A 26,142-nucleotide genomic window follows, 5' to 3' on the forward strand; every position below is an offset into this window, starting at 1 on the left:
AAACCACCCGCCACCGACAGTCGTTCACATGGCGGTCGGGTACGTCTCCAGTTCGGCGTCGCCCCACGGCTCGCCGTGCAGCGGATGCAGGGCCGTGGTGTGCTCCAGCCAGACGAACGCGTCGTAGCGGCGCCCCGCCGCCGTGGGCACGTAGTTCCCCCAGCCCTCCCGCTCGGGGTGGTAGACGACGCCGATGGCCCGGTGTCCCAGCGGCTCGTCGAACCAGGGGGCGCGGGGCTCGTCAGGCGCGAGGAACAGCGCCCGGCCTTCTGGCAGGTCCGCCTCGTGCAGCAGCGCCTCCAGGGACGCGGGACGGGCGGGCGGCACCCGCATGACCCGGTGCTGCGCGCCCCACCGGTCCGCGGCCACCACCGACCCTCGGTGGGTGCCGAACCCGACCAGCACCGCCCGGTCGCCGTGCCGTTCGCGGGCGAGTTGTCCCAAAGTGGTCATGCCGGCCGCGGCCATGTCCGTGGCGCGGGCGTCGCCGACGTGCGTGTTGTGCGCCCACACGACGCCCTTGGAACCCTCGGCGGCCAGCCGGTCCATGGTGTCGGCCATGTGGAGGTCCCTGATGTTCCACGACTCGGGGCCGCCGCGCATCATGGCCCGGTAGTAGCGCTCGGCGCCCGCGACGATCTCGGCGTTCTGCCGCACCCCGAGGTCCTCGGGCGCGGCCCGCCTGACCGCGGAGAGCAGGTTCACCACCTCCTCCTCGCACGTCTCGGGGACCAGGCGGGTGGCCAGGCCGTACTGCCGCGGGTCGTGGCCGTAGGCCTCGAAGCAGCGCAGGGCCTCCGTCACCTCCCGCGTGCGGCCCGGCAGGTGGGCGGCGGCGTAGCGGCGCACGGCGCGCAGCGAGTCCCACAGGCTGTAGACGTCCAGGCCGTGGAAGCCGCAGCGCTCGTGCGGCGGCAGGTCGGCGTTCCAGCGCCGCAGCCACCGGCAGAAGTCGGCGACCTCCTCGTTGGCCCACATGAACGTCGGCCAGCGCTCGAAGCCGTAGAGGGACTCGAAGGGGTCGAGGTCGTTGGTGACGGCGCGGTTCACGCGTTCGCAGTCGGGCCAGTCGCCCTCGACGCCGACGAACCCGAACTCCTTCTCCATGATCAACCGGCGGGTCAGGGTGGCCCGCCAGGCGTAGAAGTCGTGCGTGCCGTGGCTGGCCTCGCCGATGAGCACGAACCGGGCATCCCCGATCCGGTCGAGCAGCGGGCCGAGGTCGTGGGCGGTGTTCAGCGGCAGAGCCGAGCGCCGCACGTCGTCGGGGTTCGTCATTCGTCCTCCTCCGCGAGCACCTGGAGGCATTCCCGGGCGAGCTGGAGCTCCTCCCGCACTTGGACCACCATGACGGGGACGGCGTCGTCGTACGCGCTGACCGGCCCGTCGTCGTGGCGGTTGCCGAGTGCGGGGGGCCGGATGCCGAGCAGGCCCAGGCGGCGGCAGACGGCCTCGCGCACCTCGGGCTGGTCCCAGCCGATCTCGCCGGTGAACACGAGCGCGTCGATCCGCCTCAGCGAGGTGGCCGCGGCGGCGATCTCGCGGCTCACCCGGTGGCAGAAGACCTTCAGTGCCAAGGACGCGGCCGCGTCGCCGTCGCGTTCGGCGGCCACGAGGTCGCGCGTGTCCCCGGACCTGCCGTCCGACAGGCCCAGCAGCCCGGAGCGCCGTTCCAGGCCCTCCTTCAGCTCGGCGAGGCTCAGGCGGTCCTCCGAGAGCAGCCACATCAGCATCCCCGGGTCCACGCTGCCCGAGCGCTTGCTCATGGGCACGCCCTCCAGCGGCGTGAACCCCATCGAGGTGTCCAGGCTGCGCCCGTCCTCCACCGCGCACACCGAGCTCCCGCCGCCCAGGTGCGCCAGCACCAGCGACAGCTCGCCGGGCGGCCGGCCGAGCAGCTCGGCCACGCGGTCCACGGCCCACGCGTAGGACAGGCCGTGGAAGCCGTAGCGGCGCAGCCCGTACCGCTCGCGCCACTCCCGGGGCAGGGGGTAGACGGCGGCCTCCTCCGGCAGGCCCGCGTGGAAGGCGGTGTCGGGGCAGAGCGCGTGCGGGACGGCCGGGAGCTGCTCGCGGGCCGCGTCCACCAGGGCCAGCGCCGGCGGCAGGTGCAGCGGGGCCAAGCCGGTGATCCCGCGCAGCGCCTCGACCGTCTCGTCGTCGGCGGCGACCGGGGCGCGCACGAGGCTGCCCCCGTGCACCAGCCGGTGCGCCACGGCCCTGATGTCGCGGTCGAAATGGCCGCCGAGGAACGCCGACAGCTCCTGCCCGGCGGCCCGCGGATCGACGGCCCGCTCGGCGTAGGCGCTGTCCAGCACGCTGCCGCCCTGGACGAGGTCCAGACGGAGGCTCGAAGAACCGGCGTTGACGGTGAGTATCGCCGCCGACTCCGTCACCTGCTCGTCGAAGGCCCGGCCCATGCCCGCTCGGCTACCCGTCACCGCACCCACAAAACGGACACGTTTTGGCAGGTCACCCCTTTACGGCCCCCAGAGGTTGTCCGGGGGCGGATCGGGTAGGCGAGCGCCTATGGAAATCACCCTGCAGGTGAACGGCGTGCCGCGCACGGCAGACGTGGATCCCCGCATCTCGCTGCTCGACCTGCTGCGCGAGCGGCTGGGCCTGATCGGCGCCAAGAAAGGGTGCGACCACGGCCAGTGCGGGGCCTGCACGGTCCTGATCGACGGGCGGCGGGCCAACGCCTGCCTGGCGCTGGCGGTGGCCGTGGCCGGTTCGGCGATCACCACGGTCGAGGGGCTGGCACACGGGGACGAACTGCATCCGCTGCAGGCCGCCTTCATCGAGCACGACGCCTTCCAGTGCGGCTACTGCACGCCGGGACAGCTCTGCTCGGCGGCCGGGATGCTGGGCGAGCCGGGGCCGAGCGCCGTCACCGGGGACCTCGCCGCCGATCCGGGGCTGACACCGGAGGAGATCCGCGAGCGGATGAGCGGCAACCTGTGCCGGTGCGGCGCCTACGTCAACATCGTCACCGCGATCGCGCAGGTGGCGCCGTGAAACCCTTCGACTACGCCCGCGCCGCCACCGCCTCCGAGGCCGTCAGCAGTTTCAGGCCGGGCACCATGTACCTGGGCGGCGGCACCAACCTGGTCGACCTCATGCGGCTCGGCGTGGCCCGCCCCGATCACCTTCTCGACGTGAGTCGCCTGCCGCTCGCCGACATCGAGCAGGTCCGCGACCGCCTGCGTGTCGGCGCCGCCGTGCGCAACAGCGACCTGGCGGCCCACCCGCTGGTCCGCGCCCGCTACCCGGCGCTGGCCCGCTCCGTGCTGGCCGGCGCCTCCGGCCAGGTCCGCAACATGGCGACCGTGGCGGGCAACCTGCTGCAACGCACCCGCTGCCCGTACTTCCAGGACGTGACCAGGCCGTGCAACAAGCGCGACCCCGGCTCCGGCTGCCCGGCCATCGAGGGCGACCACAGCGGCCTGGCCGTCCTCGGCGCCTCCGGCGCGTGCGTGGCCACCCACCCCTCCGACATGGCCGTGGCCCTGGCCGCGCTGGACGCCGAAGTGCACCTCACCGGCCCCGGCGGCGACCGGATCATCCCGATTCCCGGGCTGCACCGCCTGCCGGGCGACACCCCGGAGCACGACACCGTCCTGCACCCCGGCGACCTGATCACCGCCGTCGAGCTGCCCGAGCCGCCGTCGGGCCGCCAGGTCTACCGCAAGGTCCGCGAGCGGGCGTCGTTCGCGTTCGCGCTGGTGTCGATCGCCGCCGTGCTCGACGTCCGCGACGGTGTGGTCGGCGAGTGCCGCATCGCGCTCGGCGGCGTCGCGCACGCCCCGTGGCGGGCCGAACGCGCCGAGCGGGCGCTGATCGGCGGCCCGGCGACCGGTGAGGCGTTCCTGGCCGCCGCCGAGGCCGAACTGGAGCAGGCCAGGCCGCTGCCGCGCAACGCCTACAAGGTGCCGCTGGCCCGCAACCTGATCGTCCGCACGCTGGAGGAGCTGGCCGCATGAACCGCATCGAGGGCCGCGTCAAGGTCACCGGGCTGGCCACCTACGCCGCCGAGTACCCGGTCGCGGGCATGACCTACTGCTTCCCCGTGCAGTCCGCGATCGCCAGGGGCCGCATCGTCGGCGTCGACGCCACGCGGGCCCTGGCGATGCCCGGCGTGCTGGCCGTGCTGTCCTGCGAGGAGCCGCCCAAACTGGCCGAGGACGCCGACGGCGAGCTGGCGCTGTTCCAGAGCCGCGAGGTCTGCTACCGGGGCCAGCTCGTGGCGGCCGTCGTCGCCGACAGCTTTGACAACGCCCGCGCCGCCGCCGACGCCGTCAGCGTCGAGTACGAGCCCGCCGTCCACGACGTGACCCTCAGCGCCGACCATCCCGGCCTCTACCGGCCGGAGGTCGTCAACCCGAACTTCCCCTCCGACACCGGCAAGGGCGATGTCGAGGCGGGGCTGGCCGAGGCCGCGTACACCGTTGAGGTGACCTACACCACGCCCGTCCTGCACAACAACCCGATGGAGCCGCACGCGTCCGTGGCCGTGTGGGACGAGGAGGGCCGGCTGCTGATCTACGACACGGCGCAGGGCGCCTCCTGGGCCCGAAACGCCATCGCCGCGATCCTCGGCATGCCCGCCGAGCAGGTGCGCGTGGTGTCCAGGCACGTCGGCGGCGGCTTCGGCGCCAAGGGCACCCCCCGGCCGCAGGCCGTGCTCGCCGCCCTGGCCGCCAGGGCCGTGGGCCGCCCGGTCAAGATCGTGCTCACCCGGCAGCAGATGTTCGACGTCACCGGCTACCGCACGCCGACGATCCAGCGGCTGCGGCTCGGCGCCGACGCCGACGGGCGGCTGACGGCGCTTGAGCATGTCGCCTACGAGCAGAGCTCCAGGCTGGTGGAGTTCGCCGAGCAGACCGCGACCCCCTCGCGCGTCATGTACGCCGCGCCCGCCCTGCGCACCGCACACCGGCTGGTCCGGCTGGACGTCGCCACCCCGTCGTGGATGCGCGCCCCCGGCGAGTGCCCCGGCATGTACGCGCTGGAGTCCGCCATGGACGAACTCGCCTACGCCGCCGGCATCGACCCCGTCGAGCTGCGCGTCCGCAACGAACCCGAGACCGAGCCGGGCAGCGGGCTGCCGTTCAGCTCCCGCAACCTGGTCGCCTGCCTGCGCGAGGGCGCCCGCCGCTTCGGCTGGGAGACGCGCGACCCGGCGCCGGGCGTCAGGCGCGAGGGGGAGTGGCTGATCGGCACCGGCGTGGCCGCCTCCACCTACCCGGCCAGGCGCATGCCGTCGAAGGCCGTGGTCACCGTCCAGGGCGACGACTTCCTCGTCAAGGTGGCCGCCACCGACATCGGCACCGGCGCCCGCACGGTGCTCACCAAGATCGCGGCCTCGACGCTCGGCGTCGTCCCCGACCGGGTGCACGTCGAGCTCGGCGACAGCGACCTGCCCGACGCGCCCGTGGCCGGCGGCTCCATGGGCACGGCCTCGTGGGGGTCGGCCATCGTGCGCGCCTGCGAGGAGCTCAAAAGCAACGGCAAGGAGGGCCGCGCCGACACCGCCGAGGAGATCGCCGCCGACGCCCGGCTGGCCAGGCACGCCTTCGGCGCCCAGTTCGCCGAGGTCCGCGTCAACGCCTTCACCGGCGAGATCCGGGTGCCGCGCCTGCTCGGCGTGTTCGCCGCCGGCCACATCCTCGACGACACGCTGGCCAGGTCGCAGTTCATCGGCGGCATGACGATGGGCCTGGGCATGGCGCTGATGGAGGAGACGCTCACCGACGCCGAGTTCGGCGGGTTCCTGCGGCGCGACCTGGCCCAGTACCACGTGCCCGCCTGCGCCGACGTGCCGCTGGTGGAGGCGGTCTGGCTGGAGGAGCAGGACGCCGGCCTCAACCCCATGGGCAGCAAGGGCATCGGCGAGATCGGCATCGTCGGCACGGCCGCCGCCATCGGCAACGCCGTCTACCACGCGACCGGCCACCGCGTACGGGACCTCCCCATCACCCCGCCCAAGATCCTCATGCCGAGGTTTCAGCCGCAGTAGCCAAGGAAGAGGAAGGTCCCCGGCGAGCGGGCGTGGAGGCGGAGTTGAAGAACGAATCGCGGGCGGAACGCGCCGACCGGAACTTCGTGGAACTTCTGCAAGGGGCCCGCGTGGCGGTGACCGGCGTGCAGGTGCTGTTCGCGTTCCTGCTGACCGTGCCCTTCTCCTCGGGCTTCACCCGGCTCGACGCGGCCGACCGGTGGCTGTACTACGCGGCGCTGGTCAGCGCCGCGATCGCGTCGATCTGCTACATCGCGCCGACCGCCCAGCACCGGGTGCTGTTCAGGCAGGGCCGCAAGGAGACGCTGGTACGCCGCTCCAACCTCTACGGCCTGTTAGGGGCGCTCGCCCTGGCCGTGTCGATGACCACGGCCGCCATGCTCGTCATCGACTACCTCTTCGACGTCGCGCTCGCCTCGATCACGGCCGGGCTCCTCGCGCTGCTGGCCCTGTGGACGTGGTTCGGCCAGCCGGCACTCGACCGCTCCGATCAGTCCTCCTCATCCTCCGGAGGCGGCGGCAGCGCGGTGCCGTCGTCCTCACGGGACTGACGCTGGTAGGCGGCCCGCGCCACCATGTACGCGGCCACCGACACCGTGATCACCTGCGAGGCGCCCGCGAGCAGCAGCGGCCCGGCGTAAGCCCAGGTGGGCCGGTGCAGCCACATCGCCAGCAGCACCAGCAGCACGCCGAGCACCTGCGGCTTGGAGCCGGCGTGCATGCGGTCCAGCGTGGTGCGGAAGCGCACAAGACCGGCCCCCGCCGACAGCGCCAGCCCCGCGCCCAGCAGCATGCAGACGGCCGCCGCCGTGTCCATCATCGGGACCTGCCGGTGAAGAACCTGGCCAATGACACCGACCCGACGAACCCCAGCAGCGACAGCACCAGCAGGATCGGCAGATCAGAATAGTCGTCCCTGGCCACCGCGAACGCCCCGACGCCGCACATCGACAACGACGTCAGCACGTCCAGCGCCACCGCCCGATCCAGCATCGACGGCCCGCGCCACACGCGGTAGAGCGTGGCCGCCGCCCCGCAGCCGAGCAGGGCGAGCGTCATCAGATAGACGATCGTCACAGCACCTCCTCCAGATCGCGCCGGGTGCCGAACGCCGCCACGATGCGCGACTCCAGCCCGGCCACCTCCGCCCTGACCGTCTCGCTGGCGTCCCCGGGCAGGCCCAGCACGTGCAGGACCAGTTCCCGCCGCTCGGCGTAGGCCTCCACGACGAGGCTGCCCGGCACGGTGGACAGCGCGATCATGATCATCACGGTCATCGACTCCGACGACGTGCGCAGCCGCACGCGCACGATCTGCGTCGGCACCACGCCGGGCCGCACGGTCCACACCACCACCCGCACGGTCGAGACCACCAGGTCCCACCCGAAACAGACCAGGAACCGCACCAGCGGCACCGGCCTGACCCTGAAGCCCGGGTCGATGATCGGCAGCGGCAGCAACCACGTCACCACCAAGGCGGCCGCCAGCCCGCCCAGCACGTTCCCCGCCGACGCCTCGCCCCACAACGTCACCCACACCCATGTCAGCCAGGCGACCAGCGGCAGCGGCACCCGCCTGCCGAACACTCTCGGCGCCACGTTCACCGCGACCTCCCCAGAACCGCAGAGATGTACGGGTCGCGCGCCTTCAGCTCCCCGGCCGCCCGGTGTGTCAGGGCCGTCAGCGGCCCCGCGAACACCGTGAACGACAGCCCGAGCACGACCAGCGCCGCCACCGACACGGGCAGCGCGACCGGCAGGCTGGTCGTGGTCACGGTCGGGTCCTGGCCCGTGTACTCCTCGCTCTCCACGACCGTGCCCATCCGCTCCTCGCGCCGGCCACGCCAGAACGCCTTGCCCCACGTCTTGGCGACCGCGTACAGCGTGAGCAGGCTCGTGACCAGGCCCGCGGCCACCACCGTGACCGGCAGCCAGCCGCCCGCGGCCAGGCCCGCCTGCACCAGCATCAACTTGCCCACAAACCCCGACATCGGCGGGATGCCGGACAGGTTCATGGCGGGCACGAAGAACAGCACGGCCAGCAGCGGCGTGGCCGTCATCAGGCCGCCGAGCCGGTTCACCGACGTGGTGCCGGTGCGCCGCTCGATCATCCCGGTGACCAGGAACAGGCTCGTCTGCACGGTGATGTGGTGCACGATGTAGAAGATCGCCCCCGCCAGGCTCGCCAGCGTGGCCAGGGCCACCCCGAACACCATGTAGCCGATGTGGCTGACCAGCGTGAAAGAGAGCATGCGCTTGAGGTCGGTCTGCGCGACCGCGCCGAGCACGCCCGCCAGCATGGTCGCCAGCGCTGCCCACATCAGCAACGTCGACACCGGCCCCCCGGGGAACAGCAGCGCCTCCAGCCTGATGATCGAATAGACGCCGACCTTGGTGAGCAGCCCGGCGAACACGGCCGTGGCGGGCGCGGGCGCGGTCGGATAGGAGTCGGGCAGCCACGCCGACATGGGGAAGATCGCCGCCTTGATCGCGAAAGCCAGCAGCAGCGTCAGCTCCACCAGCAGCTTCACCTGCTCCGGCAGCGGGGCGAACCGCTCGGCGAGCTGCGCCAGCGACAGCGTCCCCGTGGCCGCGTAGGTGATGGCCAGCGCGATCAGGAACAACATCGACGAGGCCAGGGCCATGAGCGTGTACGTGGCGCCGGCCCTGATCCTCGACTCGGTGCCGCCGAAGGTGAGCAGCACGTACGAGCCGCTCAGCAGCAGCTCGAACGCCACGAACAGGTTGAACAGGTCACCCGACAGGAACGCGTCGGCCACCCCCGCCACCATCACCAGGAACGCCGGATGGAAGATCGCCATGGGGGCGTCGTGCTCCTGCTCGTCATAGGCGTTGGCGACCGAGTACACCATCACGCACAACGTCACCGCCGAGGACACCAGCAACACCAGCGTCGAGAGCCGGTCGGCCACCAGGCAGATGCCGATCGGCGGCGGCCAGCCGCCCATGTCGGCCACCAGCGGCCCGTGCGTGTCCGCCGCGACCAGCAGCAGCACCGACACCACGAGCGAGACGGCCAGCGTCACGACGCTGATGAGCGACTGCAGCCGGCGAAGACGCCCCCCGATCGCCAGCTTCACCCCGGCGGCCAGCAGCGGCAGCAGCACCGGCACGCACACCAGGCTCTCCAGGCCCGCCATCAGCCGTCCGGGCTTTCGAGCTCGGGGTCCTGTGCCAGGGCCTGCCGCTCCAGCTCCTGCCTGATGGCCGCCCGCATCTGCTTGCGCGCCTCGCGCTGACGCGCCTTGAGCCGCCTGCGCAGCGCCTTCTCCCTGTCGGCCTGCGCCTCCCGCGCCCTGACGTGCTCCGCGCGCAGCTCCTCGATGCGCTCCAGGTTGTGCCGCGCGGTGGCGTCCTCGTCGGTGTCCTCGAAGCGCTCGCGCAGCTTCTCGCGCTCGTCGGCGTCCTCGAAACGGGCCCGCAGCTCCTCCTCCGACACGCCCTCCTGCCTGCGCCGCTCCATCCACTGCGCCAGCTCGCTGTGCACCCTGGCGATGCGCTGCTCCAGGTCGGCCTCGCGCAGCCGCTCCCGTTCCGCCTGCTCGGACTCCAGGTTGGCCAGCTCGGCCCGCTGCTCGGCCACGAGCCGCCGATAGGCGTCCTGCCGGGCGCGGACGGCGTCGCTCAGCTCGCCGCGCCTGGCGCGCAGCCGCACGCGCCGGTCCTCGGTGTCGTCCTGGACCTCGTCGCTGCCGGTGAGCTGCCACGACCGGTGCACCATGGCCAGCAGGAACGCGGTCACCCCCAAGGTGATCACGATGGCCGTCAGCACCATGGCCTGCGGCAGCGGATCGGCCATGCCAGGGGCGCCGACGAAGGGCGGACGTCCCGGCTCGCCGCCCGAGGTCACGATCAGCAGGTTCACGCCGTTGCCGAGCACGATCACGCCCGCGAGCACGCGTACCAGACTGCGTTCGAGCAGCAGCGTCACCCCGGTCGCGATCAGCGCGAAGCAGGCCAGGAACGGCAGCAGCGTGACCGTCACGAACCCTCCTTCGTCGCGTCGATCTGGCGGTCCAGCTCGGCGCCGAGACCGCGCAGCACGTCCTGCACCATGCCGACGACGGAGATGTACACGCCGAGGTCGAACAGCAGCCCCGTGGACAGGTGCACGTGGCCGACCAGCGGCACGGTCACGTCCGTGGCCAGCATCTCCAGCGCCGCCGTGCCGAACACCAGCCCCACCAGCGCCGTGCCGGTCGCCAGCGTCAGCCCGATCCCCATCAGCACGCCCGCGTGCACCGGCACGGCCTCGGCCAGCTCGTTGCGCCCCGCCGCCAGATAGCGGACGGTGATCGCCAGCCCGGCCACGATGCCGCCCGCGAACCCGCCGCCGACGGCGCTGTGCCCGATGACCAGCAGGAACACCGACAGCACCAGCACCGTGTGGAAGGTCAGCCTGGCCGCCACCTCGAAGGCCAGCGCCCGCTGCCCGCGCGGCAGCGTGGCGGCCAGCCAGCGGGTGCCCCGGTCAGGAGGATGCTCGACCCGCTCGATCCGATACGACCTGCGCCGCAGGAACACCAGGCTCGTCACGCCCATGGTCAGCACGACCAGCACCGTGACCTCGCCCATGGTGTCCCAGGCGCGGATGTCGAGGATCAGCGCGCTGACGATGTTGCGCGCGCCCGCCTGCTCGGCCGCCGGCCCCATGAGGTCGCCGACCGGCTCGGCGCGGCGGGCGCCCGTCGCCAGCATGCCCGCGCCCGTGACCACCACGCCCACGGCCAGGCCCAGCGCCAGCCGGAACCAGAACGGCAGCCGCCCCTTGACCGGGTCGATCGGCAGCCTGCGCAGGACCAGCGCGAACATCACCAGGCTGAACGTCTCGGCCAGGAACTGGGTCAGCGCCAGGTCGGGGGAGCCGTGGGCCAGGAACAGCAGCGCGGTGCCGTAGCCGGTGAGGCCGACGACGAGGGCCAGCAGGATGGAGGCGCGCGAGAGCAGCGTCAGCACGGCCGAGACCAGCATCAGCACGACGACGACCGGCTGCTCGACGCGCTGCCAGGCGACGACCGGCACGTCCAGGTGGGGCGGGCCTCCGTAGGAGAGGGAGAACACGCCGAGGCCGACCGTGGCCAGCAGCGTGAGCATCAGGTAGTCGGGTACGGAGCCGCGCTGGTAGAGGCCGGTGAGCTGGATCGCGAAACGGTCGAGGCGGCGCACGAGCGACCAGAAGATCTGCCCGGAGTCGACCACGTGCCAGGCCGTCCCGGCCCGCGCCACCGGCTCCCTGACCAGGAAGAGCAGCACACCGGCCGCCAGGGCCGCGGCCGACAGCAGCAGCGCGGGGGTGAAACCGGGCCACAGGACGAGATGGGCCGCATGCCCAGGCTCACGATACGTCACGATATATCTGGACATTGTGGTGCGGTATTGGGGCGCCAACGGCGCCAGCGCCAACCCCAGCCCGGACAGCAGCGCGGCCGGCCAGAACATCGCCGCCGGCACCGGCCGCACCCGTCGCGCCGCCACCCCCGGCTTACCGGCGAAGGCACCCCACAGGAAGCGCAGCGTGTACGCCGCCGTCAGCGCCGACCCTGCCACCACCCCCGCCAGCAGGACCGGCGCGTCCAGCAGCGACTCCAGCGCCGCCTCCTTCGCGACGAACCCCGCCAGCGGCGGCACCCCCGCCATCGACGCCCCTGCCAGCACCGCCGTCGCGCACACCCACGGCATCGCCCGGCCCACCCCGCCGAGCCGATCCAGCTCCCTGGTGCCCGCCGCGCGGTCGACGATCCCCACCACCAGGAACAACGCGGCCTTGAACAGCGCGTGCGCCACCAGCATGGCCGTCCCCGCCAGCGCCGCGCCCTGGTTCGCCGCGCCGAACAGCACCGTCAGCAAACCGAGCTGGCTGACCGTGCCGTAGGCCAGCAGCCGCTTGAGATCGGTCTCCCGCAGCGCCCGCCAGCCGCCCAGCAGCATCGTCATCACGCCGAGCGGCACCGCCACCGCCCGCCACACCGCCGCGTCGCCGAACGCGGGGCCCAGCCTGGCCAGCAGGTACACGCCCGCCTTCACCATGGCCGCGGCGTGCAGGTAGGCCGACACGGGCGTGGGGGCGGCCATCGCGGCCGGCAGCCAGGTGCTGAACGGGAAGATCGCCGACTTCGCCAGCGCCCCGGTCAGGATCAGCACCAGGGCTACGGGGGCGGCGTGCGGCGGGTTCGCCAGGATCCGCGACACCTGGTAGGTGCCGGCCGCCTGACCGACGAGCACGAACCCGGCCAGCATGGCCAGGCCCCCGAACGTCGTCACCGACAGCGCCTTCATCGCCGCCTGGCGGCTCGCCCGGCTGCGCGGGTCGTAGCCGATGAGCAGGTAGGAGAAGACGGTGGTCAGCTCCCAGAAGACGTAGAGCAGGAGCAGGTCGTCGGCCGTCACCAGCCCCAGCATCGACCCGGCGAAGGCGACCATGAACCCGCCGTACCTGCCGAGCCCTTCCTCACGCTCGGGGAAATAGCGGGCGCTGTAGCACAGCACCAGCACGCCGACGCCCGTGACCAGCAGCGCCATCACCACGGCCAGCGGGTCGAACCGGAAGGACAGCTCCAGGCCCAGTACCGGCGCCCACGCGGTGCTCTCCCGCTCCGGCAGCCCCCGGTAGGCCACCCAGACGATGTACACGAACGCGGCGGCCGGTGGGAGCGCCAGCACCGCGAAGGCGGCGGCGCGCATCCGGCCGACCAGCCAAGGAGCGAAGACCGCCGCCACCGCGTGCAGGACCAGCAGCGACTCCATGGGCTCCTCTGGCGGGAATCTCCGGCTACGTCCGCCAATCTCTCCCGCCGCCCGGCCGCCGCCGCGCAGGCACGTCCGGGGTTGACCCGAACCTCACTCCGGCTTCAGCATGATCTGGCGTGGAACCCTGGGCGTTTACGCCCGGGAGGAGACGGCAGCGTGGGAGGGCGTCCAGGCCCGGGTGGTTCCGTGACCGTTGGTCCACGTGCTCAACCGTGATCAGGTAGCGGTCGATCTGTCGCTTCGGGCTTCTCGTTTCACCGCCGCGCCGACCGAGCGCCTGGCGAGGCTGTGGTCAGGCGCCGACGTAGGCCGCGAGGTGCTCGCCGGTGAGGGTGGAGCGGGCGGCGACGAGGTCGGCGGGCGTGCCCTCGAAGACGATCCGGCCGCCGTCGTGGCCGGCGCCGGGGCCGAGGTCGACGATCCAGTCGGCGTGCGCCATGACCGCCTGGTGGTGCTCGATGACGATGACCGACTTGCCGGAGTCGACGAGCCGGTCGAGCAGACCGAGCAGGTGCTCGACGTCGGCGAGGTGCAGGCCGGTGGTCGGCTCGTCGAGGATGTACACGCCGCCCTTCTCGGCCATGTGGGTGGCCAGCTTGAGCCGCTGCCGCTCGCCGCCGGACAGCGTGGTGAGCGGCTGGCCGAGGCTGAGGTAGCCGAGCCCGACGTCGGCGAGCCTGCCGAGGATGGCGTGCGCGGCCGGCGTGCGCGCCTCACCGGCGCCGAAGAACTCCTCGGCCTCGGTCACCGACATCGCGAGCACCTCGCTGATGTCACGGTCGCCGAGGCGGTGGTTCAGCACCGAGGCCTCGAACCGCTTCCCCTCGCACTCCTCGCAGGTGGAGGCGACACTGGCCATGATCGCCAGGTCGGTGTAGACGACGCCGGCGCCGTTGCAATTGGGGCAGGCGCCCTCGGAGTTGGCGCTGAACAGCGCCGGCTTCACGCCGTTGGCCTTCGCGAACGCCTTGCGGATCGGGTCGAGCAGCCCGGTGTAGGTCGCCGGGTTGCTCCGCCGCGAGCCGCGGATCGGGGTCTGGTCGACCGACACCACACCGGTGTCCGAGGGGATCGATCCGTGCACGAGCGAGCTCTTGCCCGAGCCGGCGACGCCGGTGACGACGACGAGCACCCCGAGCGGGAGGTCGACGTCGACGTCACGCAGGTTGTTCGCCGTCGCGCCGCGGATCTCCAGCGTGCCGGTGGGCTTGCGCACCGTCTCCTTGAGCGCGGCCCGGTCGTCGAGATGGCGGCCGGTGATGGTGCCGCTGTCCCGCAGTTCCTTGACGGTGCCCTCGAAGCAGATGGTTCCGCCCGCCGTGCCGGCGCCGGGGCCGAGGTCGACGACGTGGTCGGCGATCGCGATCGTCTCCGGCTTGTGCTCCACGACGAGCACGGTGTTGCCCTTGTCACGCAGCCGCAGCAGCAGGTCGTTCATCCGCTGGATGTCATGGGGGTGCAGGCCGATGGTGGGCTCGTCGAAGACGTAGGTGACCTCGGTGAGCGAGGAGCCGAGGTGGCGGATCATCTTGACGCGCTGCGCCTCGCCGCCCGACAGCGTCCCCGACGGCCGGTCGAGCGAGAGGTAGCCCAGGCCGATCTCCACGAACGAGTCGAGGGTGTGCCGCAGTGTGGAGAGCAGCGGCGCCACCGACGGCTCGTCGAGGCCGCCGGCCCATTCGGCCAGGTCGCTGATCTGCATCGCGCAGGCGTCGGCGATGTTGATCCCGTTGATCTTCGACGACCTGGCCTCCGCGCTGAGCCGCGTTCCGCCGCAGTCGGGACAGGCGGTGAAGGTGACCGCCCGCTCCACGAACGCCCGGATGTGCGGCTGCATCGCCTCCTTGTCCTTGGACAGGAACGACTTCTGGATCTTGGGGATCAGCCCCTCGTAGGTGAGGTTCACGCCCTCGACCTTCACCTTGGTCGGCTCCTTGTGGAGGAAGTCCCGCATCTCCTTCTCGGTGAACTCGCGGATCGGCTTGTGCGGGTCGAGGAAGCCCGACTCGGCGTAGGTCCGCACCGTCCACCAGCTGTCGGACTTCCAGCCGGGGATGGTGAACGCGCCCTCGGCGATCGACTTGGAGTCGTCGTAGAGCTGGGTCAGGTCGATGTCGGAGATCTTGCCCCGGCCCTCGCAGCGCGTGCACATGCCGCCGGTGCGGGTGAAGGTCTGTTTCACGGCCTTGGTGGCACCACCGCGTTCGACCGTGATCGCGCCGCTCGCCCTGACCGAGGGGACGTTGAAGGAGAAGGCGTTGGGCGAGCCGATGTGCGGCTGCCCGAGCCGGCTGAACAGGATGCGCAGCATCGCGTTGGCGTCGGTGGCGGTGCCGACCGTGGAGCGGGGGTCGGCGCCCATCCGCTGCTGGTCGACGATGATCGCCGTCGTCAGCCCTTCGAGCACGTCGACCTCGGGCCGCGCCAGCGTCGGCATGAAGCCCTGGACGAAGGTGCTGTAGGTCTCGTTGATCAGCCGCTGCGACTCCGCGGCGATCGTGTCGAACACCAGCGAGCTCTTGCCCGAGCCCGAGACGCCGGTGAACACCGTCAGCCGGCGCTTCGGGATCTCGACGCTGACGTCCTTGAGGTTGTTCTCGCGCGCGCCGTGCACGCGGATCATGTCGTGGCTGTCGGCGGTGTACGGCGCGGGCGACCGCGGGTCCGTCCTCATCGTGTCTCCATCTGTCGGGCCGCGGTCGTCGCCTGGCCGGTTATAGCCATATTTGAGTAGTATGTCGGTTTTTCTGGATGATCGCGCCGCGCGGTCATCAGTCCTGAAGCAGTCCGAGGACGTTGCCGTCGGGGTCGGTGACGGTGGCCACCAGCCGGCCGCCGCCGACGTCGTGCGCGGGCTCCTTCACGACGGCGCCCGCGGCGGTGAGCTCGGCCAGTTTCGCCTCGATGTCCGGCACGTGCCAGTAGGCCACCGGGGAGGTCATGCCCTGCGGCCCGCCGCCCGGCACCAGCCCGATGTGCTGGCCCTCGGCCTCGAAGCCGACATAGTACGGCCCGTCGGCAAGCGGCTGGACGCCGAGCAGGGCGGCGTACACCGCCTTGGCCTTGGCCAGGTCGGATACCGGGTGCAGCACGGTCTTGATTCCTTGGGTGGAAGACATGGTCACTCCTGATCGTCGTATGGGGGAAACGTGTGAACCGTGATGTCCACGACGGTTACGTTAGCCGCGGCCCGCTGACCAGCGCTTCTCGATTCCTGCTCGGTCTGGCCACCCTGGTGCCGGGCGGACCCGGGTTCCCATGACGCCGCCCCGGCCGCGTGATCTGCGCGCAAACAGGGACCGTGCTGTCGGGGTCTCCCGCTACGGTGGCGGTGGTCGGTAATCCTGCGGCGAGGGGAGAACTGGGCGATGGCGGAGCTGCCACGGGTGCCGCCGGAGATGTTCCGATTCACCACCACGGATCGGGCTGATCTGCACACCGCGGTCCTCTACGCCTTCGGCGACGCCAACGAGCGCCTTGAGACCGCGCTGACGGTCGACGAGGTGCGCGAGCGGCTGCGCGCCGTCGGCTGGTACGCCCCGGTCGGCGACCAGGACCTCGGGGGCACGCTCAAGCAGCTCGTGGGGTGGGGGCTGCTCGACGTGATCTTCAACCACGCCGGCAGCTTCGCCACCGCGGAGGAGTACGAACGCAAAAACCTCCACTATTCGCTGACCAAACGGGGCGAAGCCGCGTTCGCCGGGGTGCAGCACGCCATGGCGATGCTCGCCTCCGCCGGCGCCCTGCAGACCGCCGTGCTCGACGCGATCGCCGACCGGCTCGGCGAGCTGGAACAGCTCCTGCGCGACCCCGACCCCGGGCGCAACCGGCGCGTCTTCACCAGCCTGCAAGAGCTGGAGGGCCACCTCGACGGCTTGCGCAACAACACCAAGCAGTTCAACGGCGAGCTGCAGCGGCTGCTGCGCGTCGAGGGCACCGACCTGACCACCTTCCACGAGGTCAAGGCCGCCACGGTGGCCTACCTCCAAGAGTTCGTGACCAACCTGGAGCAGCGCGGCGACGCCATCGCCGTCGCGCTCGACGCCGTGGCCGCCCACGGCGTCAGCGTGCTGCACGCCCGCGCCCTCGACGGCGCCGACCTGCCGCGCGTCCCCGGCGCCGATCACGCCACGCCCTGGCTGGCGGCCAGGGCGGCGCGCTGGGACGGGCTGCGGCTGTGGTTCGCGCCCGACGACGGAGGCGTGCCGAGGGTGCGGCAACTCCACGACGTGGCCCGGCGTGCCATCGTGTCGTTGCTGCAGGTGCTCGACCGCATCACCGACTCGCGCCGCCGCTCCTCCAGCGCCGCCGCCGACTTCCGCACGCTGGCCCGCTGGTTCGCCGCCGCCCCCAGCGAGGACGACGCCCACCGGCTCTGGGACGCCGCGTTCGGCCTCGGGTCCGCCAGGCACGCGCATCTCGGCCACGCCGACGCCGAGCTCATCCCCGCGGGGGTGCCGTGGGCGGAGGCCGAGCCGGTGCACGTCTCGGCGTTGCTGCGCTCACGCGGCCGCACCGAGCGGATGGGGCGCACCGGCAAGGTCCGCGACGTGGTGGCGCTGCGGGCCGAGCGCAGAGCCCGCGCCGAGAAGGAACGGGCCGAGCTGGAGGCCGCCTGGTCGGCCCTGGCCACCACGGGCGCCATGCGGCTGTCACAGATGGGAGAGCTCGACCACGACACGTTCGGACGGCTGCTCGACCTGCTCGGGCGGGCGCTGGCCGAGCGGCCCGACTCCACCGGGTTCCGCCGCGCCGTCACCTCCGACGGGCGGGTCGAGATCGTCCTGCGGGCGCCCGACGACGAGAGCGTGGCGGTGCTGCGTACGCCAGAAGGCTGGTTTCGCGGCCCCGACTACCTCATCGACGTGCGCTCGCTCGGGCGCGCCAGGCAGGTGGCGGGCGCATGAGCAGCCTGGCCAACCAGCTCGTCAGGGCGGAGAAGGAGGAGATCGCGCGCGCGATCAGAACCCTCCTCGGCCGCCCCCTGGTGTCCCAGCACGACGACCCCGCCGCCTTCGACCTGATCAGGAAACGGCGCCAGCCGCTGACCCAGTGGTTCGACTACTTCTGCGGCTGGCGGCTGGTCGTGGAGCCCCGCCAGGGCTACGCCCGCCTGGTCAAGGTCCGCACCGAGCCAGGAGCCACCCGGCCCGCGCGCCGCCGCCGCACCACCAGAACCCCCTTCGACCGGCGCCGCTACACACTGCTGTGCCTGTGCGCGGCCGAGCTGCTCACCTCGCCGGTCACCACGATCGGCATGCTCGCCCAGCGCGTGGTCCAGGCCGCCGCGGTCGAGGAGGAGGTGCCCGGGTTCGACCCGGTACGCGCCGACGAACGCGCCGCGTTCGTGGACGCGCTCAAACTCCTCGAACACCACGGCGCGATCAACGCCATGGACGGCGCCACCGACTCCTACCTCGACGACGAGGACGCCAAGGTGCTCTACCGCGTCGACACCACCCGCGTGATCAGGCTCCTGGCCGCCCCCGTGCCGCCCTCCAGAGCCGCCGACCCCCAGCGGCTCACCACCGAGACCCGCTACGGCGGCGAAGAACCCACCGAGACCCAGCGCAACCTGTGGGCCAGACACTCGCTCATCCGCCGCCTGCTCGACGAACCCGTCGTCTACCGCGACGAGCTGACCCCCGCCCAGTCCGCCTACGCGGCCTCGCTCACCGGCCGCCAGATCATCCGCCGCGCCGCCGAGGAGGCCGGGTTCGTGCTCGAAGAGCGCGCGGAGGGGTTCCTGCTCATCGACACCGACGCCACCGCGACCGACACCAAGTTCCCCGACGACGGCAGCCACGCCAAGGTGGCCGCCCTGCTCATGCTCGACCTGCTCGTCTCCTCCGGCCCGGTGAGCGCCGCCCGGCTCGACCGCGAGGCCGCCGGGCTGCTGCGCCGCTTCCCCCAATGGGCCAAGGCCTACCAGTCGGACGGCGGCGGCTCGCGCCTGGCCGCCGACGCGTTCGAGGTGCTCGCGCTGTTCGGGCTGGCCCGCCGCACCGGCGACCAGATCACCGCACTGCCCGCCGCGGCCCGCTACCGGGTCGATCGCGGCACGGCCGCCCAGGAGGAATCATGACCGAGCTTGTCGAGGGCATCAGTAAGCAAGGAATCATGAGGCCGACGAAGGAGGGCTCATGACCGTCACCGAGCTCACGCCCAACCGGGTCGCGCAGGGGCTCGACGCCCGATGGACGCCCGTACGCGCCGGGATTCTCAACGTGTGGCGCTACTACGACGAGGTGTTCGAGTTCCACCGGGGCAGGCTGCTGCTGCGCGGGCCCAACGGCAGCGGCAAGTCCAAGGTGCTGGAGCTGCTGCTGCCGTACGTGCTCGACGCCAGCCTCAAGCCGAGCAGGCTGTCCACGTTCGGCGGCACCGAGCGCACCATGCACTGGAACCTCATGGGCGACGGCGCCACCGGCACCACCCGGGTCGGCTACGTCTGGCTGGAGTTCCAGCACTCCGACGGCCGCTGGTTCACCTGCGGCGCCCGGCTCCAGGCCACCGTCCACACCAAGAACGTCACGGCCGCGTACTTCACCACGACCGCTCGCGTCGCTCCTTCGGGAGGCCGAGGGCTGGGCAGTGGCTCTGATGGTGTCACGCTCGGGGGCCCAGACGGCGTCGTCCGGCTCACCGGGGACGTCGGCCAGCCCCTCACCAAGGCGCAGCTCGTCGAAGAGCTGGGCGCGACCGGCAAGGTCCACGAGTCCGCCGAGGCCTACCGCGTCGTCGTCCGCCAGACGCTCTACCGCGCGCTCAACGAGCAGCGCTACGACTCGCTGCTGACCGCGCTGCGCCAGCTCCGCACCCCCAAGCTCTCCGAACGCCTCGACCCCGGACTGCTGTCCGACCTGCTGTCCAGCGCCCTGCCGCCGCTCGGCGAAGGCGAGATCCACGAGATCGCCGAGGGGTTCGAGCGCCTCGACCGGCAGCGCGAGGAGCTGCGTCTGCTCGACCGCGACGTTGAGGAGGCCGACCGGCTCGCCACCAGGCAGCGCGGGTACGCCCAGCGCGTCCTGCGGGCCGCGGCCGCCGCCGTGACGTCGGCCGGATACACCCTGGAGTCGCTGGCCGCCGAGGCCAAGGCCAAGCGGGGCGCGCTCAAGGAGGCCGAGCAGGAGCTGCACGCGGCGACCGTACGGCTGGGGGAGGAGGAGGCGCAGGAGCTGGCCCTGTCCGCCCAGATCGACGGGCTCAAGGAGAGTACCGCCTACAAGGCGGGCAGCGACCTGCACCGGCTCCGCACCCAGGCGCAGTCCGCCCACGAGACGGCGGCCCGGCTGCGTGACCAGGCCGGCGTCGCGGCCCGCGCCGCCGCCACCAAGGAGGAACTGGCGGCCGTCGCCGAAGCCGGCGCCCGCGCGGCGTCCGGCCTCTCCGACCGTGCCCGTACCGAAGCCCGCCAGGCGGCCGAACGCGCGGGGCTGCTGGGGGTGCACGAGGAGAGCGAACGAGGACAAACCGGCCGCACCGCCACGGACGGCACAGACCCCCGCCACCCCCGCGACACCGCCCCTCGCACACCCGACACCCCGAAGGGCACCGCCCCTCCCACGTCTGGCACGCCAAAGGACAGCGTCCATCGCACGCCCGGCACCCCGGAGGACAGCGCCCATCGTGCGCCCGGCGCTTCGTCGGACGGTGCTCTTCAGAGATCGGCCGCTGGGGACGTGACCGCCCCCGAGGGGGCCACCGGCCACGCCGTGGTCTCTTCGGCGGCGGCCGACAGTGAGGAGGCTGTGCGGCGGGCGCGGGAGCTGCTGCGGGCCGCCGTCACCGCCAGGGCCGCCCAGATCAGGGAGGTTCGCGCCGGAGCCCAGCACCACCAGGAGGCGATCAACCTCCGCACCACCGCCGAGCACGACCGCGACCGCGTCCGCGACGACCTCGCCGCCGCCCAGACGGCCCACGACCAGGCCGAACGCGAACGCGACGACCGCCTGCGCGACCTGGCCGCCGCCCTGGCCGAATGGGCGGCCCGCTGCACCCAGCTCCAGCTCGCCCCCGACGAGCTGGCGAGCCTGGCCGACCGGTTCGAGCAGGCCGACGAGCTGGTCGGCGTCGCCAGAACCACCGCCGCCGTCCGCCTGGCCGCCCAGGAGCAGCACCTGACCGGCATCCGCGAGAACACGCTGGCCGAACGCGCTGAGCTGGCCAGGGAACGCGAACGCCTCGACGGCCAGACCGTCCTCGAACCACCGGCCCCCCATACCAGGGCCGAGGGTGCCAGGTCGGGACGTCCCGGCACCCCGCTGTGGCGGGCCGTGGCGTTCAGGTCGGGGCTCGACCCCGTCGCGCAGGCGGGGGTGGAAGCCGCACTCGAGGCCGCCGGCCTGCTCGACCTGTGGTTGCGGCCGGACGGCGGGTTCGACCCGGGGGAGCACGACGCGTTCGCCGTGGCCGCGCTCGCCCGGCCCGCCCCCGGCTACAGCCTCGCCGACGTCCTGCACGCCGAGGCCGGCTCGCCGCCGGCGGCGGACGCCGTGTTGCGCGGCATCGCGTTCGCGCCCACCGCGATCGGCGTCGACCATCCCGCGGTCGTCGGGGCCGACGGCACCTGGCGGCTCGGCCTTGCGGCGGGCCGCTGGGTCAAGCCCGAGCCCTCCTACATCGGCGCCACCGCCCGCGAACGCGCCAGACGCCGTCGTATCGCCGAGCTCGACGACCAGCTCGCCGAGTTCGCCGGCCGCCTGGCCGAGTGCGACCACCTGCTCGCCGACCTCGCGGGGTCGCGCGAGATGCTGGCCGCCGAGCTGCGCCGCAGGCCCGACAGGAAGCCGTACGCCGCGGCGGTCGAGGTTCTCGACGGGGCCGTGAAGAAGGTGGCGCTGCTCGACGACCAGCTCCGGGCGTACGAGGAGCGGCTGCACGAGCGGGAGAAGGGGGTCGGCAGGTCGCTGCGGCGGCTCACCGAGCTGGCGGCCGGGCACGCGCTGCCCACCGCGCTGCCCGCGCTCGACGACCTGGAGCAGGCCCTGCGCACCGCCGAGGCGACCGGCACCGTCTGGCACGCCAGGCACGCCGCCGCCAACGGGGCCGGGGAACGCGCCGACCTCGCCGCCGAGACCGCCCGCGAATACGAGGAGCTCGCGGTCAAGGCCGTCGAACGCGCGGAGGAGGCCGCGGCCGACGCCGTGGTGCTGGCGGAGAAGTTGTCCGCCATCGAGTCGACCATCGGCGCCGAGCACCTGCGCGTCCTCGAACAACTTCACGACGCCCAGACCGCCTACCAGGCCTGTCGCCGCCTCATCAAGTCCTGCAACGACGAGCTCTCCCGGCTCAACGCCCGGCTCGGGCAGCTCCGCGGCGAGCTCGCCACCGCCGAGGAGAAGCACGCAGAGGCGGGACGGGCGCGTGACGTGGTCTCCGAACGGTTCCGGCGCCTGGCGGGCGGCCACCTGCCCGCCGACGCGCGGATGACGGTCGAGTTGTCGGCCGACGCCGGGGTGCGGGCCGTGCTGGAGTCGGCCAGGGCCGTGGCCGAGCGGCTGTCGGCGGTGCCGTACGAGCAGAAGAACGTCAGGGAGGCCGAGGCCAGGCTGCAGGACGCCTTCCACCACGCCAGGGAAATCCTGGCCAACCGGGCGGATCTGGAGCTTGCCCCCGAAGACGACGTACAGGTGCTCACCGCCACCGTCAACGGTGTCAGAGCGGGCGCCACGGCGCTCAGCGCGGCACTGCGCAAGGAGCGCGACGAGCGGCGTTCCGACATCACGGAGGCCGAGCGCGACCTGTTCGACCGTACACTCGCCGGAGACACCCGCCGCCACCTCGCCGACCGCATCCGGCAGGCGACCGCGCTGGTGGAGGGCATGAACCAGCGCCTCGAACGCGTCCGCACCGCCTCCCGGGTGGCCGTGCGGCTCGTGTGGCAGGTCGACCCGACGCAGTCCGCCGGTACGCGCGCCGCCCGCGACCTGCTGCTCCGCGACCCCGCCGGGCTGAACGAGGCCGACAGGGAAGCCCTGTACGTCTTCTTCCGCGACCGGGTGGAGGAGGCGCGGGCCGACAACTCCTCGGCGAGCTGGGAGGACCAGCTCATGAAGGTGCTCGACTACACGGCCTGGCACCGGTTCATGGTCAAACTGGACCGAGGCGACGGGCAGGGGTGGCAGGACCTCACCAGGAAACTGCACGGGGCGCTGTCGGGCGGGGAGAAGGCGATCGCGCTGCACCTGCCGCTGTTCGCCGCCGTGGCCGCCCACTACCAGACCGACGCCGGCTGTCCGCGGTTCATCCTGCTGGACGAGGTGTTCGTGGGGGTGGACAAGACGAACCGGGGGCAGGTGTTCGATCTGCTGGTGGATCTGGGACTGGACCTGGTGCTCACGTCGGACCATGAGTGGTGCGAGTACCGGGAACTGGACGGGATCGCGATCCACCAGTTGATCACGGGCGACGGGGACGACGCGGTGACCACGGCCCGTTTCGTCTGGAACGGCTACCGAACAGTCCCAACCGAATGACCATCCCTGAGCGGTTGCGCGCGGCGGGGTTGCGGCCCGTGTGGCAGGCGTTGCACGAGCGGCTTTCCTCTGGACACCACGTCAGCCGGGTGAAGGTGACCGGGCTGGGTGAGGAGGAGCAGGCGGCCGTCGCCGACCTTCTCGGCCTCGACCGCTACCCGGGTCCGTCGTTCACGCTCGACGTGGCCCGCCTGGAACGCGTGCTGGGCGGCGGCGGGCTCGACGTGCGCACCGTCACCGAGACGATCGTCGGCCCGCTTGACGACCGCAGGCGCAGGCGGGCCGAGCGGAACCTCGAACGCGAGGCGTTGCTGGAATGGTTCGAGCGGCACCCGGTGGTGGCGGCCCAGCCCGCGCTGCTGGCCCTGTCGGCCGTTCGAGCCGGTCGTGACCTGCTCGAACACGCCCTCGCCGTGCTGGCCGCGCTCCCCGCGGCGGGTCGGCCGCTGGCGGCGGTGGCGGCCGACGTCACCGGCGATCCGCATGCCCTCGACGACGGCACCCGCCTGTCCGGGCTGGTCATGAAGGCGTTGTCGGTCCTCTACGATGTCCCGCCGCCGGAGGGCGCCCAGGCCCGGCGCGCGCTGTGGGAACGAGCGGGCGTGGCCTGCGACGCCCTGTCCACGACCGTTCTGGTCGCCGGTTTACGACCCGCCGGTGACGGAGCCCTGGCCAGAGTCCTACGAATCTGGGACGGCCGGCCCAGCGTGATCACGCTCGCCCAGCTCCAGCAGGACACCTTGGAGCTGCGGGAACGAGACGTACACGTGGTGGAGAACCCGACCGTGCTGGCACTCGCCCAGCAGCGGTTCGGCACGTCCTGCCCGCCCATCGTCTGCACCTCCGGCTGGCCGAACAGCGCGGCCATCCGCCTGCTGCGCTCGCTCCCCGGAACCCGCCTGCACTACCACGGCGACTTCGACGGCGAGGGGCTGCGGATCGCCGCCTACACGATGGCCAAGACGGGAGCCGAGCCCTGGCGCATGTCCGCGGCCGACTACCTGACGGCGCTCGAAGACCGGTCCCGCGTGACTCTCCCGCCCGGCCGGGTCACGGACGCGCCCTGGGACCCCGACCTCGCCCCGGCCATGCGCTCCGAAGGCCTCGCCGTCCCCGAGGAACTGGTCGCGCAACGCCTCCTCGACGATCTCGCCTGAGAAACCCAGCGTCGGCGCGACCGTCGTCCGCCCGGGTCCGCCCGCGACGAAGGGCGAAGCCGACACGCTACGGCTCCGGCCTGGCCGGACCGACCGTCGGTGTCAGGAGCGGGGTCGGGGTGGCTGAACGAGCCCGGCCACGGCGCTCACCACCGCCGCCCGGCGGCTGGCGAGATCATGGAAATTGAACTCCGGTTGCAGCGCCTTCAGCGACCAGGCGGCGCTGTCCCAGCTGATCACCACACCGATCACCATGGCCATGAGTTCCGCGGGCGGGATGTCGTTGCGAAGCTTGCCCGCTCTGCCCTGGCTGACCAGGCGTCTGAGCGTGGCGCGGCCGGTCACCGTTCGGTGATCTCATCAGCCCAGGGCGGGTTCGCTCCCGCGACCGCGCAGGTCAGGGCGGCCACCCGGGATGCGAACTTCGCCGCCGCAACGGCCGTGGTCAGGTCGAGCCCGTCGAGGCGGCCACCCAGCAGGCTCTTCGAGTCGAGCGCGTGCAGCAGGCCGGCCGTGAACGAGTCGCCCGCGCCGACCGTGTCCACGACCTCGACCCGCGGCGCCCGAACGGTCGCCCGCTGTCCGTCGAGCGACACCAGCGCGCCCGCCGCGCCCCTGGTGACGACGATGAGGCGGGCTCCGGCGGCGTGCCAGGCGTCGCAGGCGCGTTCCGCCGGCGTGCCGGGCAGGAGGAACTCGAGGTCGTCCATGCTGAGTTTGAGGATGTCGGCCCACTCGCACCAGCGGGTCACCTGGTAGTCGTCCCTGGCGGCGAGGCTGGGGCGGACGTTCGGGTCGATCGAGATCGTCGCGCGTCCGGCGGCGGCCTTCACGAACTCCTCCACCGTCGTCCGTCCTGGGGCCTTGACCAGCGCCAGGGAGCCGGTGTGCAGGCAGGCGGCCCGGCCGAGGCGTGCCGGGTCCAGCTCGGACGGCGTCCACTGCCAGTCGGCGGTGCCCTCGGCGTAGAAGGTGTACGTGGCCTGGCCTCCCTGATCGAGGGCGGCGACCGCGAGCGTGCTCGGCTCGTCGGCCTCGACGGACGCCGACAGGTCGACGCCGGAGGAGGTGAGGTGGTCGCGGAACAGCCCGCCGAACACGTCACGCGAGACGCGCCCGAGGAAACGTGTCGGGGTACCGAGCCGCGCCAGCGCCACGGCGGTGTTGGCGGGGCCGCCACCGGGCAGCACCCGCAGCTCCAACCTGGCCGCCGCGGTGACTGCACGTGCCTGGTCTTCTGGCGCGCGCACACCGAGGCCCGAGGCGGTCGCGGGTCCGTGCTCCGGTCGGGGCCCGGAAGCGGCGCTGGGGTCAGGGGACGAAGCGGCGAGAAGGGGGATGGGGGGCCGGGAGGTGAAGCCGTCGGCGACGCACTCACCCAGGACAGCGATCATCGAGCCCACCTTTTCGCCACGTTGCCGATTCGTTACGGCAGTAGGGCATTGACCTTTCTCGGATCGGAGTCCATCATCGCAGCACAGCGGATGTCAACGTTGACATATTTCAACGATGACAGCGAATCCTCCCTGATAGGAACCGCCCGTCAACGACCCCCTCCTGAAGGAGGGGGCTTGAAGTGCCGCCTGGTGCTTTGAAGCCCCGCGTTGACCAGCCCTAGTCATCGTCTTTGGAGGTGCAATTCCAGATGGCTATCTTTCACGCAGGACCGCAGACCCACCAGCGAATGCTTCCTCAGTTCGCTGCTCTGGAATCCGTGGGAG

At 72.3% G+C, this 26,142-nt stretch carries 20 protein-coding genes; 8 read left to right on the forward strand and 12 right to left on the reverse strand.

The genetic code is table 11. The annotated features are described in order from the left end of the window. Positions 1–24: 24 nt before the first annotated feature. Both ACFOY2_RS16990 and ACFOY2_RS16995 read right to left on the reverse strand, forming a co-directional pair. Positions 25–1,278: an erythromycin esterase family protein gene (locus ACFOY2_RS16990; protein WP_379528991.1), complete on the reverse strand. Its 1,254-nt coding sequence runs from the start codon at positions 1,276–1,278 to the stop codon at positions 25–27. Next, complete coding sequence (locus tag ACFOY2_RS16995) at positions 1,275–2,441, reverse strand: acetate/propionate family kinase (RefSeq protein ID WP_379528992.1); 1,167 nt, start codon at positions 2,439–2,441, stop codon at positions 1,275–1,277. The genes ACFOY2_RS16990 and ACFOY2_RS16995 overlap by 4 nt, the downstream gene beginning before the upstream one ends. 88 nt (positions 2,442–2,529) lie before the next feature. On the opposite strand from ACFOY2_RS16995, the gene ACFOY2_RS17000 reads away from it, so the two are divergent. Genes ACFOY2_RS17000 through ACFOY2_RS17015 form a run of 4 tightly spaced genes read left to right on the forward strand, consistent with a single transcriptional unit; the run spans position 2,530 to position 6,570 of the window. After that, positions 2,530–3,018 (forward strand): 2Fe-2S iron-sulfur cluster-binding protein, encoded by a 489-nt coding sequence (locus ACFOY2_RS17000; protein ID WP_357809588.1) that lies wholly within the window; start codon positions 2,530–2,532, stop codon positions 3,016–3,018. Next, positions 3,015–3,983 carry an FAD binding domain-containing protein gene (locus ACFOY2_RS17005; protein WP_379528993.1) on the forward strand — a complete coding sequence of 323 codons (969 nt, stop codon included), beginning with the start codon at positions 3,015–3,017 and terminating at the stop codon, positions 3,981–3,983. Before ACFOY2_RS17000 ends, ACFOY2_RS17005 begins: the two co-directional genes overlap by 4 nt. Next, positions 3,980–6,019, forward strand: coding sequence for a xanthine dehydrogenase family protein molybdopterin-binding subunit (locus tag ACFOY2_RS17010; protein ID WP_379528994.1), 2,040 nt, complete (start codon positions 3,980–3,982; stop codon positions 6,017–6,019). Before ACFOY2_RS17005 ends, ACFOY2_RS17010 begins: the two co-directional genes overlap by 4 nt. Positions 6,020–6,063: 44 nt before the next feature. Further along, positions 6,064–6,570, forward strand: a complete 507-nt coding sequence (locus ACFOY2_RS17015; protein WP_379528995.1) for a DUF6328 family protein — start codon at positions 6,064–6,066, stop codon at positions 6,568–6,570. On the opposite strand, the gene ACFOY2_RS17020 is transcribed toward ACFOY2_RS17015, so the two are convergent. The 8 genes from ACFOY2_RS17020 to ACFOY2_RS17055 form a co-directional block, all read right to left on the reverse strand. Beyond that, positions 6,510–6,839 (reverse strand): cation:proton antiporter, encoded by a 330-nt coding sequence (locus tag ACFOY2_RS17020; RefSeq protein WP_379528996.1) that lies wholly within the window; start codon positions 6,837–6,839, stop codon positions 6,510–6,512. The genes ACFOY2_RS17015 and ACFOY2_RS17020 overlap by 61 nt on opposite strands. After that, a complete protein-coding gene (locus tag ACFOY2_RS17025) occupies positions 6,836–7,096 on the reverse strand; it encodes a monovalent cation/H+ antiporter complex subunit F (protein ID WP_379528997.1) in 261 nt (86 codons plus the stop codon). Before ACFOY2_RS17025 ends, ACFOY2_RS17020 begins: the two co-directional genes overlap by 4 nt. Further along, positions 7,093–7,623, reverse strand: a complete 531-nt coding sequence (locus tag ACFOY2_RS17030; RefSeq protein WP_379528998.1) for a Na+/H+ antiporter subunit E — start codon at positions 7,621–7,623, stop codon at positions 7,093–7,095. Before ACFOY2_RS17030 ends, ACFOY2_RS17025 begins: the two co-directional genes overlap by 4 nt. Further along, a complete protein-coding gene (locus ACFOY2_RS17035) occupies positions 7,620–9,179 on the reverse strand; it encodes a Na+/H+ antiporter subunit D (protein WP_379528999.1) in 1,560 nt (519 codons plus the stop codon). Before ACFOY2_RS17035 ends, ACFOY2_RS17030 begins: the two co-directional genes overlap by 4 nt. Next, positions 9,179–10,024: a Na(+)/H(+) antiporter subunit C gene (locus ACFOY2_RS17040; protein ID WP_379529000.1), complete on the reverse strand. Its 846-nt coding sequence runs from the start codon at positions 10,022–10,024 to the stop codon at positions 9,179–9,181. Before ACFOY2_RS17040 ends, ACFOY2_RS17035 begins: the two co-directional genes overlap by 1 nt. Then, the gene (locus ACFOY2_RS17045) at positions 10,021–12,783 is read right to left on the reverse strand and encodes a Na+/H+ antiporter subunit A (RefSeq protein WP_379529001.1); all 2,763 of its coding nucleotides are present in this window, start codon (positions 12,781–12,783) and stop codon (positions 10,021–10,023) included. Before ACFOY2_RS17045 ends, ACFOY2_RS17040 begins: the two co-directional genes overlap by 4 nt. Before the next feature lie 295 nt (positions 12,784–13,078). Next, complete coding sequence (locus tag ACFOY2_RS17050; protein WP_379529002.1) at positions 13,079–15,460, reverse strand: ATP-binding cassette domain-containing protein; 2,382 nt, start codon at positions 15,458–15,460, stop codon at positions 13,079–13,081. A 97-nt stretch (positions 15,461–15,557) separates the two neighbouring features. After that, positions 15,558–15,905 (reverse strand): VOC family protein, encoded by a 348-nt coding sequence (locus ACFOY2_RS17055; RefSeq protein ID WP_379529003.1) that lies wholly within the window; start codon positions 15,903–15,905, stop codon positions 15,558–15,560. A gap of 249 nt (positions 15,906–16,154) precedes the next feature. Here ACFOY2_RS17055 and ACFOY2_RS17060 point away from each other — a divergent pair, with 249 nt between their 5' ends. The 4 genes from ACFOY2_RS17060 to ACFOY2_RS17075 are packed head-to-tail and all read left to right on the forward strand — an operon-like array spanning position 16,155 to position 24,421. Continuing rightward, the gene (locus ACFOY2_RS17060) at positions 16,155–17,693 is read left to right on the forward strand and encodes a TIGR02677 family protein (protein ID WP_379529004.1); all 1,539 of its coding nucleotides are present in this window, start codon (positions 16,155–16,157) and stop codon (positions 17,691–17,693) included. Then, positions 17,690–18,871 (forward strand): TIGR02678 family protein, encoded by a 1,182-nt coding sequence (locus ACFOY2_RS17065; RefSeq protein ID WP_379529005.1) that lies wholly within the window; start codon positions 17,690–17,692, stop codon positions 18,869–18,871. The genes ACFOY2_RS17060 and ACFOY2_RS17065 overlap by 4 nt, the downstream gene beginning before the upstream one ends. A 58-nt stretch (positions 18,872–18,929) precedes the next feature. Beyond that, positions 18,930–23,264: a TIGR02680 family protein gene (locus tag ACFOY2_RS17070; RefSeq protein ID WP_379529006.1), complete on the forward strand. Its 4,335-nt coding sequence runs from the start codon at positions 18,930–18,932 to the stop codon at positions 23,262–23,264. Further along, positions 23,261–24,421 carry a TIGR02679 family protein gene (locus ACFOY2_RS17075; protein WP_379529007.1) on the forward strand — a complete coding sequence of 387 codons (1,161 nt, stop codon included), beginning with the start codon at positions 23,261–23,263 and terminating at the stop codon, positions 24,419–24,421. Before ACFOY2_RS17070 ends, ACFOY2_RS17075 begins: the two co-directional genes overlap by 4 nt. A gap of 102 nt (positions 24,422–24,523) precedes the next feature. On the opposite strand, the gene ACFOY2_RS17080 is transcribed toward ACFOY2_RS17075, so the two are convergent. Continuing rightward, on the reverse strand, positions 24,524–24,766 hold the full coding sequence (locus ACFOY2_RS17080; RefSeq protein WP_379529008.1) for a hypothetical protein: 243 nt from the start codon (positions 24,764–24,766) through the stop codon (positions 24,524–24,526). Further along, the gene (locus ACFOY2_RS17085; RefSeq protein ID WP_379529009.1) at positions 24,763–25,815 is read right to left on the reverse strand and encodes a carbohydrate kinase family protein; all 1,053 of its coding nucleotides are present in this window, start codon (positions 25,813–25,815) and stop codon (positions 24,763–24,765) included. The genes ACFOY2_RS17080 and ACFOY2_RS17085 overlap by 4 nt, the downstream gene beginning before the upstream one ends. Positions 25,816–26,142 lie beyond the last annotated feature (327 nt).

Source organism: Nonomuraea purpurea (genome assembly GCF_042650645.1).
Lineage (GTDB): Bacteria > Actinomycetota > Actinomycetes > Streptosporangiales > Streptosporangiaceae > Nonomuraea > Nonomuraea purpurea.